This is a genomic window from Castellaniella sp. MT123, assembly GCF_039614765.1.
Classification (GTDB): domain Bacteria; phylum Pseudomonadota; class Gammaproteobacteria; order Burkholderiales; family Burkholderiaceae_B; genus Castellaniella.
Genome location: NZ_CP154879.1, coordinates 2,117,209 through 2,129,526 on the forward strand (window position 1 = coordinate 2,117,209; position 12,318 = coordinate 2,129,526).

Annotated in this window: 10 protein-coding genes and 1 pseudogene; 5 read left to right on the forward strand and 6 right to left on the reverse strand. The window is 63.4% G+C overall.

The genetic code is table 11. From position 1 onward, the window contains the following. Positions 1 to 64 precede the first annotated feature (64 nt). Positions 65 to 985 (forward strand): LysR family transcriptional regulator, encoded by a 921-nt coding sequence (locus ABCV34_RS09910; RefSeq protein ID WP_345796059.1) that lies wholly within the window; start codon positions 65 to 67, stop codon positions 983 to 985. Between the two features lie 20 nt (positions 986 to 1,005). On the opposite strand, the gene ahpF is transcribed toward ABCV34_RS09910, so the two are convergent. Beyond that, the gene (gene ahpF, locus ABCV34_RS09915; RefSeq protein ID WP_345796060.1) at positions 1,006 to 2,580 is read right to left on the reverse strand and encodes an alkyl hydroperoxide reductase subunit F; all 1,575 of its coding nucleotides are present in this window, start codon (positions 2,578 to 2,580) and stop codon (positions 1,006 to 1,008) included. A gap of 179 nt (positions 2,581 to 2,759) precedes the next feature. Continuing rightward, the gene (gene ahpC, locus ABCV34_RS09920) at positions 2,760 to 3,323 is read right to left on the reverse strand and encodes an alkyl hydroperoxide reductase subunit C (protein WP_345796061.1); all 564 of its coding nucleotides are present in this window, start codon (positions 3,321 to 3,323) and stop codon (positions 2,760 to 2,762) included. Between the two features lie 303 nt (positions 3,324 to 3,626). Between ahpC and ABCV34_RS09925 the strand changes: the two genes are divergently transcribed. Next, positions 3,627 to 5,252: a methyl-accepting chemotaxis protein gene (locus tag ABCV34_RS09925; protein WP_345796062.1), complete on the forward strand. Its 1,626-nt coding sequence runs from the start codon at positions 3,627 to 3,629 to the stop codon at positions 5,250 to 5,252. Here ABCV34_RS09925 and ABCV34_RS09930 read toward each other — a convergent pair. Both ABCV34_RS09930 and ABCV34_RS09935 read right to left on the reverse strand, forming a co-directional pair. Continuing rightward, the gene (locus tag ABCV34_RS09930; protein ID WP_345796064.1) at positions 5,234 to 5,833 is read right to left on the reverse strand and encodes a response regulator; all 600 of its coding nucleotides are present in this window, start codon (positions 5,831 to 5,833) and stop codon (positions 5,234 to 5,236) included. The two genes, ABCV34_RS09925 and ABCV34_RS09930, sit on opposite strands and share 19 nt — an antisense overlap. Then, positions 5,830 to 7,965, reverse strand: coding sequence for an ATP-binding protein (locus ABCV34_RS09935; RefSeq protein ID WP_345796066.1), 2,136 nt, complete (start codon positions 7,963 to 7,965; stop codon positions 5,830 to 5,832). The genes ABCV34_RS09930 and ABCV34_RS09935 overlap by 4 nt, the downstream gene beginning before the upstream one ends. Positions 7,966 to 8,200: 235 nt before the next feature. Between ABCV34_RS09935 and ABCV34_RS09940 the strand changes: the two genes are divergently transcribed. Beyond that, a complete protein-coding gene (locus ABCV34_RS09940; protein WP_345796068.1) occupies positions 8,201 to 9,556 on the forward strand; it encodes an MFS transporter in 1,356 nt (451 codons plus the stop codon). Here the strand turns inward: ABCV34_RS09940 and ABCV34_RS09945 are convergent. Both ABCV34_RS09945 and ABCV34_RS09950 read right to left on the reverse strand, forming a co-directional pair. Further along, complete coding sequence (locus ABCV34_RS09945) at positions 9,544 to 10,743, reverse strand: MFS transporter (RefSeq protein ID WP_345796069.1); 1,200 nt, start codon at positions 10,741 to 10,743, stop codon at positions 9,544 to 9,546. The genes ABCV34_RS09940 and ABCV34_RS09945 overlap by 13 nt on opposite strands. 14 nt (positions 10,744 to 10,757) lie before the next feature. After that, positions 10,758 to 10,931, reverse strand: a pseudogene (locus ABCV34_RS09950) (hypothetical protein); the annotation flags it as partial. A 150-nt stretch (positions 10,932 to 11,081) separates the two neighbouring features. Here ABCV34_RS09950 and ABCV34_RS09955 point away from each other — a divergent pair. Continuing rightward, positions 11,082 to 11,606, forward strand: coding sequence for a sigma-70 family RNA polymerase sigma factor (locus ABCV34_RS09955; RefSeq protein WP_345798758.1), 525 nt, complete (start codon positions 11,082 to 11,084; stop codon positions 11,604 to 11,606). A gap of 178 nt (positions 11,607 to 11,784) precedes the next feature. After that, on the forward strand, positions 11,785 to 12,225 hold the full coding sequence (locus ABCV34_RS09960; protein ID WP_345796070.1) for a CHRD domain-containing protein: 441 nt from the start codon (positions 11,785 to 11,787) through the stop codon (positions 12,223 to 12,225). Positions 12,226 to 12,318: the final 93 nt, after the last annotated feature.

Genomic DNA, 12,318 nt, shown 5'->3' on the forward strand with positions numbered 1-12,318 from the left:
CGCCACAATGAATCAAATGAAGATACACTATTCTTATTATTCATAGTTATGCCGTAGATCACGGATGGATCTGAAAGCCCTGACCTATTTCATCGAGACCGCCCGGCGCGGGAATTTCTCCCGGGCGGCGGCGACGCTGGGCGTCACGCAATCGACCATCAGCAAAATGATCCGCCTGATCGAGGACGAGATCGGGTCCCCCCTGCTGGATCGCGACAGACGGCCGGCGCAACTGACCGATATCGGCCGCATCGTGTACGCCCGGGGCCAGGAGATCCTGGCCGCCCACGCGGGCCTGATGCGCGATGTCGCGCGGGCGCAGGCCCTGGATCTGGGGCAGCTGCGGCTAGGCCTGCCCCCCATGATCAACCGTCTCTTTACGAGCGTACTGAAGGAATACCGAGAACGGTATCCGCGCATCGAAGTCGTCCTGCATGAGGACACGGGCCAGGAAGTGGAACGCCAGATTGCCAATGGCCAGCTCGACCTGGGGTTCAGTCTCATGCCGATCGCAACCGGCTTGGCGCTGCATGCTCAGAGAGTGGCGCGATTCAGGATTCTCGCAATCGGCCACCCGGACCTCATGCGGACATTGCCGCCAAACCCGCAGGTGCGCCACCTCCAGGGACGTCCGCTGGTCCTGACCAGCGACGACTTCGCGCTGGCGCGGCTGCTGGACCGCCAGTTCGAGGCCGCCGGCATCACGCCGTACACGATAGCCCGCAGCAGCCAATGGGACTGGACCCTATCCATGGCCCAGGCGGGGATGGGCATTGCGCTGCTGCCCGAACCCTTCATCGACCATCCAGAATCACAGGGTCTGCAGACGCGGCCCTTGGGGCCGCCCGATCTTAGCTGGGACGTCGCGCTGCTATCCCCGGTCGCGTGGTCCAGGCTCGGGCACGCGGCCCAGGCCTGGGTGGACCTGTGCGAAGCCCGCATCGGCGGCCCCTGGCCTCGGACGGAGGCGAACAGCCCATCCTGAGGCCCGCTTGCCCCACGGAATCAGGCAGCCGCCTCTTCCGCGTCGGACACCGAGCTGCGGATCAGGTGGTCGAAGGCGGACAAAGCGGCCTTGGCGCCATCGCCTGCGGCGATGATGATCTGCTTGTACGGCACCGTCGTCGCGTCGCCCGCTGCGAACACGCCCGGGACGGACGTCTGGCCGCGCGCATCGACCACGATCTCGCCGTGCGCCGTCAGGTCCACCACCCCCTTGAGCCATTCGGTATTGGGCACCAGACCAATCTGGATGAACACGCCATCCAGTTCCACCCGATGCGTGTCGCCGCTTGTCCGGTCCTTGTAGCTCAGGGCGATGACGCGCTTGCCGTCGCCATGGATTTCCGTGGTCTGCGCCGATGTCAGGACGGTAACATTGGCCAGGCTGCGCAGTTTGCGCTGCAGCACCGCATCGGCCCGCAAAGCATCGCCGAACTCGATCAAGGTGACATGACCCACGATGCCAGCCAGGTCGATAGCCGCCTCGACACCCGAATTGCCACCGCCGATCACCGCCACACGCTTGCCCTTGAACAGCGGGCCGTCGCAATGCGGGCAGTAAGCCACGCCGCGATTCCGGTATTCGTCCTCGCCAGGCACGTTGATCTGGCGCCAGCGGGCGCCCGTGGACAGGATCACGTTCTTGGCCTTCAGCACCGCGCCACTGGCCAATTCCACCTGAATGGATTTCCCCGGCACCAGGCGTGTGGCCCGCTGCAGGTTCATGATGTCGACCTCGTAAGCCTTGACGTGCTGTTCCAGCGCTACGCCGAACTTCGGCCCTTCGGTCTCCAGCACGGAGATGTAGTTCTCGATGGCCATGGTATCGAGCACCTGGCCGCCGAATCGCTCGGCCACGACCCCGGTGCGGATGCCCTTGCGTGCGGCGTAAACAGCGGCAGCCGCACCCGCCGGCCCCCCGCCCACGACCAGCACGTCGAATTCTTCGCGGGCGTTCAGGGCCTCGACCTTGGCGTCGTCATTGCCGACGTCCAGCTTGGCCAGCAATTCCTCGACACCGGCGCGCCCCTGATGGAACAATTCGCCATTCAGGAACACCGCCGGCACGGACAGGACCTCGCGCTTGCTCACCTCGTCCTGAAACAGCGCCCCATCGATGGCCACGTGACGAATGCGCGGGTTGACGACCGACATCGCGTTCAGCGCCTGGACCACATCCGGGCAATTCTGACACGACAGGGAAAAATAGGTTTCGAACCGGTAATCGCCGGGCAGATCCCGGATCTGTTCGATCACGGCATCATCGAGCTTCGGCGGGTGGCCGCCGACCTGCAGCAGGGCCAGCACCAGCGAGGTGAATTCGTGACCCAGGGGTATCCCCGCGAAACGCACTGCCACGTCGGTCCCCGCACGGGCGATCTCGAACGACGGCACGCGTCCGTCCGCAGCCGTGGTTTCGACCAGAGACAGTTTGTCGGACAAGCCCGCAATGTCTTCCAGAAAGGCGCGCAGTTCCTGCGATTGGGTGCTGCCGTCCAGGGAGGCGCGCAGCTCGACGGGTTGTGTCACCCGTTCGAGATAGGTTCCTAATTGTCCTTTGAGGTTCGCATCCAGCATATCCACACCTTTTTGGAAAAAATCACTCCCCGCCGACACGTCGTGGCGACGTGTCGCCAGACATTGCCAGCGGGAAAAAAGACCGGCCAGGGTTGAAATCGGGCCGGCCGGTCCGATCATCCTGCACGCGGACTGCGGTCCTGCTGTGCAGGCACGCAGCTACCGCTCACAGGCTGCGATCAGATCTTGCCGACCAGATCCAGTGACGGGGTCAGGGTCTTGGCGCCTTCTTCCCATTTGGCCGGGCAAACTTCGCCCGGGTGGCTGGCGATGTACTGGGCGGCCTTGACCTTGCGCAGCAGCTCGGACGCATCGCGGCCGATGCCGTTGTCGTGGATCTCCAGGACCTTGATTTCACCCGCCGGGTTGATCACGAAGGTGCCGCGCAGAGCCACGCCTTCTTCTTCGATCAACACATCGAAGTTGCGCGACAGGAGATGGGTCGGATCGCCGATCATCGGGTAGTTGACCTTTTTGATGGCGTCGGACGTGTCGTGCCAGGCCTTGTGTGCGAAGTGGGTGTCGGTGGACACGGAATAGACTTCCACGCCCAGCTTCTGGAATTCGGCGTAATGATCCGCGAGGTCTTCGAGTTCGGTCGGGCACACGAAGGTGAAGTCGGCCGGGTAGAAAACGAACACCGACCACTTGCCAGCCACAGTCTGCTCGCTGACTTCGACGAACTTACCGTTATGGTAGGCGTTGGCTTTGAAGGGCTTGATCGTGGTGTTGATCAGGGACATGAGTGCTCCTTGTTCAGTGGTTGGAGAAGTGGCCTCAGTGGCAACTGAACCCAGTGTAGGCAATTCCCATAAATTAGTAAAATTGATAGTTTTTATATTATAGATTGAAAATAACTATCAATGACCAGGCTGCTTGATCCAGATCAGGATCGAACCGACAAAATCGCCACCTCGTGCACCATTCGCATAGTGCAAAGATTAAATATGTCATCTGCTCCAGCTACTATCCAGAGTCGCCGAGAAAAGACCATAAGTTATTGATAAATAACAATTGTTTTAGTCTTCAACCATCTGGAGCGCCGCATGCGCAAGAACCTTCCCGTCACGCCGCACGAATACGATTTCCCCGATCACGAAACCTTGCTGTCGGCCACCGATGTCAAAGGGCGGATCACCTACGCCAATGCCGCTTTCGTGCGCATCAGCGGCTTCGAGTATGGCGAACTGCTGGGCAAGGCGCACAACATCGTGCGCCACCCTGACGTGCCGCCCGAGGCCTTTCAGGATCTATGGGACACGCTGAAACTGGGCAGATCCTGGACTGCGGTTCTGAAGAACCGCCGCAAAAACGGGGATTCCTACTGGGTCCGGGCCAACGTAACGCCCGTGTATCATCAAAGCACGCTCAGCGGTTATGTCTCGGTGCGCACCAAGCCCAGCCGGGCCGAAATCGAGGCCAGCGAACGCGTGTTTGAGGATTTCCGCCATCAGCGCCAAAAGGTCCGATTTCATCATGGGCTGCTGTTTGACACCGGCTGGCGGCGCTGGCGCAATGTCTTCCGGACCGTGTCCCTGCGCCAACGGCTGGCACTGACGCTCAGCGGGCTGTGGGGTCTCTGGTCCCTGACTATCTGGCAGGCGGGCCTGACGGATCAGGCACTCCTGGCCGCCAGTGTGGCCGGACTTGGCCTGAGCGGGATCGCCGGTCTTGCACTCGAACGCCGTCTGATCCACCCCTTGCACGCCATTCAGCGCCAGGCGATCCAGGCCGCCAGCGGCCAGGCAGTGGACGACTGGCGCCTGACCCGGCTGGACGAAGTAGCCTCGATCCAGAAGGCCGTGAAGCAATGCAGTCTGAACTTGAGGTCCTTCACTGATGACGTCCAGAACCAGCTGGTGGGGCTGCGCCACGCCTCGACGGAAATCGCCCAGGGCAGCCAGCACCTCAGCATCCAGACGGAGTCCGCCGCCAACCGCCTGAACGAAACGGCAGCCGACATGGAACGGCTGACCGGCCTGGTCGAAGACAATACCGGACACGCCCAACATGCCGTCGGACTTGCCCAGGCCTCCAGCGAATCCGCCACTCGCGCCGCGCAAGTCGTACGCGAGGCCGCTGCCCAAATCGAGCAGATGGACGCCGCCAGCAAACGCATCGGGGATATCGTCGGGGTCATCGACTCCATCGCATTCCAGACCAATATCCTGGCCCTCAATGCCGCCGTCGAGGCCGCCCGGGCCGGCGAGCAGGGCCGAGGCTTCGCGGTCGTGGCGGGAGAGGTCCGTGCCCTGGCACAGCGTAGCGCCAGCGCCGCCAAGGAAATCGGCGGTCTGATCCAGGATGTGGTGCACATCGCCCAGGGCGGAGTATCCCGGACGCGGGAAGCAGCCGAGGCCATGCGTGACGTCCTGACCCAGAATACCCAGGTCAGCGAACTGATCCGGCGCATCCACGAGGCGGGCTCCGCCCAGGCCAACGACCTGCAGCGCATCCAGCAGACCTTCGCACAGCTGGGCGACCTGACACAAGGCAATGCCGCGATGGCCGAGCAATCTTCCATGGCTGTGCTGACCATGAATGCCCAGACGCACAATCTGTCGCAGGCGGCGGAGGTCTTCCGCGAGAAGATGACGCACACCGTCGAACCCGCACGATCAAGGCTGACGCCCCCACCCACCCAGCTGACGCTTCAGGCCAGCCAGGGGTGAGACGCCAGCCAGCGCCCCAACTCATTGTCATTGGCGACCGCCAACTTGTCGAAGATACTGGCGCGATGGGTCTCAACCGAGCGCGGGCTGCACGGAGGAACCAGCAGCCGGGCGATTTCCTTGTTGGGCTGCCCCAGGCCGACCCAATGGGCAACCTCGCGTTCGCGTGGTGTCAGTTCGCCCCAGCGCCGTAGGGCCTCGCTGCGGGCGCGGGCTTCGGCCAACGCAGCGGGCAATTTTTCCAGCAACTGCTGAGTATCGGGTTTGACCACCCAGTCATGAGCGCCCAGCCGCACGGCCTCCAGCGCCGTGGGAATATCGCCATGACCGGACAGGAACAGGCTGACCAGTGGGCTGTGCGCGTGACGCAGACGATCCAGCACTTCCAGCCCGCTGATCCCGCCCAGTCGCAGATCCAGGATCACGCAACCTGGCCGGCGCATGTCCACCGAGGCCAGGAATTCCTCTCCGGAACCAAACGACTGGACCGGCACCCCCTGGGAAAACAGCAGCATCAGCAGAGAGCGACGCAGCGCTTCGTCATCGTCCACGACATACAGGGTCAGCGGAATGTCTTTCATGGATTGATCGGCAATGTGAACGTGAAGGCGGCGCCGCCCGCCAGACGATTGGCGACCCACAGGCGGCCGCTGTGAGCCTCGATGATGGTGCGGCAGATCTTCAGGCCCAGCCCCAGACCATCCGGCCGGGTGCTGAAAAATGGCAGAAAAATTTGCTCCATCCGGTCGGCGGGGATCCCAGGTCCCTGATCGGCCACCCGGATTTCCACCACCCCGCCTTCCCGATGCGAGCTCAGTTCGATGCGTCGCCTGGAAGGTGGCGTCTCACGCATCGCCTGGACCGCATTCTGGATCAGATTGACCAGAACTTGTTCGAGCAGCACCCGATCGCCACGCACCGACGGCAGACCGGCGGCCAGATCGCTGACGACGACCACCCGGCTACGCTGCAGTTCGGGCAGCAACAACGCGTGGGCATGCTCCACCAATTCATTGATGGCCAATGTTTCGTAGACGGCGCGCTGCGGATTGATGAAAGCCCGGACCCGCCGGACGATGTCGCTCGCCCGGGTCGCCTGCTCCACGATCCCGTCCAGCGCGGTCGCTATCATCGGCGACAGGTCCGGATCCGCCATGGCGCGAGCGGCCAGCGCGAAGTTGGACAAGGCCATCAAGGGCTGATTGAGATCGTGGGCGATTGTCGAAGCCATCTCGCCGACACTGGCCAGCCGCGCGCTGTGCTGCAGCTGACGCTCCTGCTCGCGCTGGCGGGCCTCGGCCTGCTTCTGTGCGGTGATGTCCACGATGGAACTCATCCAGCCGCGGTACAGGCCCCGGGCATCGATCAGCGGCGCGGCATAGACCATGCAGATCACCTCGTGACCGTCCCGATGGCGGAATCGCGTCTCGAACCCATGCGGCACCCCGCCATTTCGCGTGGCCTCATGTTCGTGCAGCAGCTGCGCCACATCATCGGGATGCCAGTAAGGATAGGGCGGCACGCAGCCCAGCAACTCGTCCTGGGGGAACCCGACCATCTCGCACAGGGCGCGATTCACGTAGATCACGCGGCCTTGCGAATCGTGGGCCCGCATGCCGACCAGCAGGGAATCTTCCATCGATTTGCGAAAGGCGTGGGCTTCTTCGAGATCGCGGGTGCGATCCTCGACGCGTCGTTCCAGCTCGACACGGGCCTGACGCTGCTCGGCATACCGTTTCTCGCGCTGACGCCAGGACACCAGGCCCAGCAGCAGCACGGTGGCCACCAGCGCGGCAATGATCTCGGCTTTCAGACGAGACCGCCAGACCTCATCGAGGTTTCCGGTCACGGTCAGCGTCCAGCCGAGCTCAGGCAGGTGCGTGCGCAAGGCCAGCAGCTCGCGCGGCCGCCCATCCAGCCGGGTCCGGATCAGCAAGCCCGGCAGATCGGCATCCTGCTCGAACTGCCAGGGCAAGCGTTCGAAGCGATCCCGCGCACCGTACTGGGCATGCTGGTGCAGCCATTCCAGATCGGCAGGCGCCAGATCCCGGTCGGCCCGGTACAACCAGTCGGGGACCGAACTGAGGAACACGATACCGTGACGATCCTGCAGCAAAACCGGATCCGTCGCACGCGACCAAGCCTGCTCGACCCGCTCCAACCCGAGCTTCACAACCACGACGCCAACGATGGCGCCCGCATTCCGGACGGGTTCCGCGATGAACAGGCCAGGCTGACCCGTCGTCAGTCCCACACCGTAAAACAAGCCACGCCGCCCGCCCAATGCGTCCTGGAAATAGGGCCGCAAACGATAAGAGTGTCCGACGAAGGTGGTCGGCTGATCCCAGTTGCCGGCGGCCAGCGTCAGCCCCTGGGAGTCCACCACGTACAGGACCTCCGCACCGGTCTGTCGCTGCAGGTCGGCCAGGTAGCGATCAACCCGGGTCACCTGGCCCCGGTCCGCGGGATCCCGCAGCAACGTCAAGACATCCGGATGGCGCGCAACCACGTAGGGTAGATCGCCGTATTTCTCGACGATGCCGCGCAGGGCCAGAACGTAGGCGTCGGACGCCTGGCGAAGACTGGCCTCGCGGAGATTGAGTTCCTGATCCTGGGACCAGCGCCCGGCCACCAGGATCAGCAACAGGCCGGCCAGGGCGGCAAGGCCCCAGCGCCAGAAACGCAGGACGGGGAAGCGGGAAATCGGGCTCATGGGCGTGGCGGCACCTGGATGGAAACAAAATAGCACAGCCGCCGCGGCTGCCTATACCGAGCAGCCGACCTGCGTAGTTCTACGGAGATCGGCACCGTGAAAGCTCCGGATGCGCCACCGCCTGCGCGGATAGATACTCCAGCCACAATATCCCCTGCTCACTTGGGCATGGACACACCAGGAGACAGCCCGGCAGCCTGCGCGGGCGCAGGGGAACTCCCAGGAGTTCACACACATGACAACAGCGACAAACCGACTGGCGGGCGGCCTCGACGCCGCCGCCCAGACGACCCATGACGACAATCCCTCGACCCGCAAGGTGGTCAAGGCCATCCTCGCCGCGTCCAGCGGCAATCTGGTCGAATGGTTCGACTTCTACACCTACGCTTTCTTCAGCGTCTATTTCGCGGAGCAGTTCTTCACCGGCGTCGGGCAGACCGGCGCCTACATGCAGGCCGCCGGCGTCTTCTTCATCGGCTTTCTGATGCGGCCAGTCGGCGGCTACCTGTTTGGCCGCATGTCCGATCGCTACGGCCGCAAGCGCGCCATGGTCGTCTCCATCCTGATGATGGGATTCGGATCACTCGGCCTGGCGCTGCTGCCGACCGCGTCCACCGTCGGCGGCCTGGCCCCGGCGCTGCTGATCCTGATGCGCTGCATCCAGGGAATCTCGGTGGGCGGTGAATACGGATCGACGGCCACCTACATGTCCGAGGTTGCCCAGCGAGGGCGCCGCGGCTTCTTCTCGTCCTTCCAGTACGTGACGCTGATCGGCGGCCAGCTGCTGGCGAGCCTGCTCGCCGTCATCATGACGCATGCCCTGGGCAGCGACCAGATCTCGGCGGGCTGGTGGCGCCTGCCCTTCGTGATCGGCGCGCTTGCCGCGCTGGTGTCCCTGTGGCTGCGCTCCGGCCTGGAAGAGACGACTACCACGACGGATCGCCACCGCGCCGGGTCCGGATCCTTTGCCGAGGTCATGCGCTATCCCCGCGCATTCTGGGTGGTGCTGGGCATCACCTGCATCGGCTCGCTGGCGTTCTACGTCTTCACCACCTACATGCAGAAGTATCTGATCAACACGGCCGGCCTGAGCAAGGGCCTGGTCGCCGAGATCATGACCGTCTGCCTGCTGGTCTTCATGATGATGCAGCCCTTGGTCGGCATGGTGTCGGACCGCATCGGCCGCAAGAACTCGATGCTGATCTTCGTTGCCGGCATGATCGTTCTGCCCGTTCCCCTGCTGGCGGCGATCGGCAGACAGCAGTCGCCCGTGGCGGTGGGCCTGCTGATCCTGCTGGCGATGGTCTTCCTGAGCTTCTACACCTCGATCTCGGGCATCGTGAAGGCCGAGATGTTCCCCGCCCACATACGGGGTCTGGGAGTCGGTTTCACCTACGCCATCGGCAATTCCCTGTTCGGCGGATCGGCCGAATATGTCGCACTGTTCATGAAGAACCAGGGCATCGGCGGTGTGTTCCCCTGGTATATGGTGGCCATCGCGGTGTGCGGACTGACGGCGGTCCTGGCGATGCATGACAACCGCCGTCATTCGACGCTGGACAACCCCGAAAGCAGCGCCTACGGCCGCTGATCCAGACCGGGCCTGCGCACGCGGGCCCGGCTTGCCAACAGCGCCAGAGCGATCACGCAAAAGCCCGCCCCAGCGTAAAAGGTGACCGGTGCCCCGAACCGGTCCCACAGCAGGCCGGCAATCACGCTGGCAAAGAGCATCGCCAGGCCGCAGACCAGGTTGAAGACACCATACGCGGTGCCGCGCAGATCGGCCGGGGCGACCTCGGCCACCATGGTCGCCAGCAGCCCCTGGGTCGCACCCAGGTGAATGCCCCACAGAATGGTCCCGGCCAGGACGATCGCCCAATGACTGCTGGATGCCAGCAACAGATCGGCCACGACCATCACCCCGAGACCCAATGCCAGCAGACCACGGTGGCTGATTCGGTCGGACAGCTTGCCGAAGGGATACGCCGATAGGGAGAAAGCCAGGTTCATGGCGACGATCGCCAGCGGCACCAGAGCCATGGCAATGCCGCTTTGCTGCGCTCGCAGCACCAGGAAAGCCTCGCTGAATCGGGCCAGCGTGAAGACGGCACCCATGATGACCACCCACCAATACGGCGACGTCAGCCGGCGGAGGTTTTCGCGCCGGATCGGGTTGGTGCGCTTCGCCTTGTTGCCCGCAGCCGCGGGTTCTCGCAGGCCGAAGGCCAGCAGCGCCGCGCTGGCAAGCCCGGGAATGACCGCGATCCAGAAAACCGTCCGGAAGTGATCGGACCACAGCAGCATCAGGCCGACCGCCAGCAGCGGCCCCAGCGTCGCGCCGACGGCGTCCAGCGTCTGGCGCAAGCCGAAGGCGGCACCCCGGATGTTAGCTGGCGTCAGATCCGCCACCAGCGCATCGCGGGGAGCGCCCCGAATCCCCTTGCCGACACGATCCAGCAACCGCGCGGTCAGGACGACCCCAACGGTGGGCGCCACGGCAAACAGCGGTTTTGTCAGTGCGGCCAAGGCATAACCGAACACGGCCAGCCCCTTGCGCCTGCCCAGATAATCGCTGAGCACCCCGGAGAACACCTTGACGATGAGCGCCGTCGATTCGGCCAGGCCTTCCACCCAACCGACTTCCAAGGCGCTGGCCCCCAGTGTCGTGATCATGAACATCGGCAACAGACTGTGGATGAGCTCGGACGATACGTCCATCAACAGACTGACGAAACCCAGCACCCAGACCCCACGCGGGATGGCAACCGCCATGTTCATGCATCCTTTCAGAAATGGCGGCCCAGTTCCAGTCCGCCAGCACTCAGCGGCCTGTCGAGAAAATACCCCACCGTCGCCCCCAGGGGCCGCGTCAGAACGAAGGCGGCCCAGAACAGCAGCGTAGTCGAAATCCGGGCTCAGTCATAGGTGGCGGCCACGATCGCCTGCAGAACGCAAAACACCAGTGCGCCCCAGGACGGATAACCGGACAATAATCGTGTTGGTCCGAACCCATTAGACCGCTTGCAAGCTCTATGAAAGCGCAGGGCCTTCGTGACCCCGGCCACTCAGCGACCGAAGGTGCCGCTTTCGCGATGCCACAGGACAGGAGCCAGACCATGACCGATACACATGACCGCGACAACCTCATCATGGCGGCGCAAACGGGCGATTCAACGGCGATCGCCGATCTGCTCACCGTCTGCCAGGCGGACGTGCGCCGCTACGCGCGCAGGCACTGTCAGCCCAGCGATGTCGATGACGCAGTCCAGGAATCCTTGCTGATCATTGCCCGCAAGGTCAGGGGCCTGAAAGCGGCGGTGGCGTTCTCCTCGTGGCTTTTTACCGTGGTCAAGCGCGAGTGCGGAAAACTGTCCCGGATGATGTTTCGGTACGAACCGCTGCCGGATGAACTTGCGGAAGAGAAATTGTTGCACAGGCCAACCGACGAGTTGAGGATCGATCTTGCCCATGCGCTGGAATCGCTGCCGGCACATTATCTCGAGGTCATTCTGCTACGCGATTTCGAGGAACTGACCATTGCGGAAATCGCCGACCGGCTGGAAGAACCGCACGGCGCGGTGAAAAGCCGTCTGCACCGGGCCCGGGAACTGGTCCGGGAATATCTGCTGGCCCCGCAATAGGCGGGTACTGGGCAACACGAAGGCCAGACACGCTCATGCATCTACCCGATTGCGCGCATAACATGGATGGATGTAGGGTTAAGCATCCACGGTAGTCGCGCGAGACCCAGGCCCAGGTTCGATTCATCCGTTCCCCGCCCGCCCCGAACACGGGTCATTCAGATCCAGGAGCATCCCGATGAGCAAAAAACCGATTTTCTCGAAATATCGCCTTGTAGTTCTGGCAAGCAGTGCCATCATCGGCACGTTGACCGCCGGCGGCGTTGCCCTGGCGGATCAAAGCAAGGTGATGCTCAGCGGCACCCAGGAAGTTCCCGCCGTCACCACCTCGGCCAAGGGCGAAGGTACGATCACCATCGACGCCGACCGATCCGTCAGTGGCAGCATCATGACGTCGGGCGTGGCGGCCACCATGGCGCACATCCACGAAGCCGCCGCCGGCAAGAACGGTCCCGTCATTATCCCCCTGGAAAAGAAGGGGGACACCGAATGGGTCGTACCGGCGAACGCCAAGCTGACCGATGCGCAGTACAAGGCCTACAAGGCGGGCGATCTGTATGTCAACGTGCATAGCGCCGCGCACCAGGCGGGCGAGATCCGGGCTCAGATCAAGCCCTGACATCCCTTCCGCGCCAGGCCATGGATGCCCACCAGTACCGTGAGCAGCGGCATCGGTGCGGCCGTGCACAGGCGATCACAAGCAATGCTCATT

Coding starts and splice junctions, on each gene's coding strand:
- ABCV34_RS09910 (WP_345796059.1), top strand. CDS start 65: ATGGATCTGAAAGCCCTGACCTATTTCATCGAGACCGCCCGGCGCGGG.
- ahpF (WP_345796060.1), bottom strand. CDS start 2,580: ATGCTGGATGCGAACCTCAAAGGACAATTAGGAACCTATCTCGAACGG.
- ahpC (WP_345796061.1), bottom strand. CDS start 3,323: ATGTCCCTGATCAACACCACGATCAAGCCCTTCAAAGCCAACGCCTAC.
- ABCV34_RS09925 (WP_345796062.1), top strand. CDS start 3,627: ATGCGCAAGAACCTTCCCGTCACGCCGCACGAATACGATTTCCCCGAT.
- ABCV34_RS09930 (WP_345796064.1), bottom strand. CDS start 5,833: ATGAAAGACATTCCGCTGACCCTGTATGTCGTGGACGATGACGAAGCG.
- ABCV34_RS09935 (WP_345796066.1), bottom strand. CDS start 7,965: ATGAGCCCGATTTCCCGCTTCCCCGTCCTGCGTTTCTGGCGCTGGGGC.
- ABCV34_RS09940 (WP_345796068.1), top strand. CDS start 8,201: ATGACAACAGCGACAAACCGACTGGCGGGCGGCCTCGACGCCGCCGCC.
- ABCV34_RS09945 (WP_345796069.1), bottom strand. CDS start 10,743: ATGAACATGGCGGTTGCCATCCCGCGTGGGGTCTGGGTGCTGGGTTTC.
- ABCV34_RS09955 (WP_345798758.1), top strand. CDS start 11,082: ATGACCGATACACATGACCGCGACAACCTCATCATGGCGGCGCAAACG.
- ABCV34_RS09960 (WP_345796070.1), top strand. CDS start 11,785: ATGAGCAAAAAACCGATTTTCTCGAAATATCGCCTTGTAGTTCTGGCA.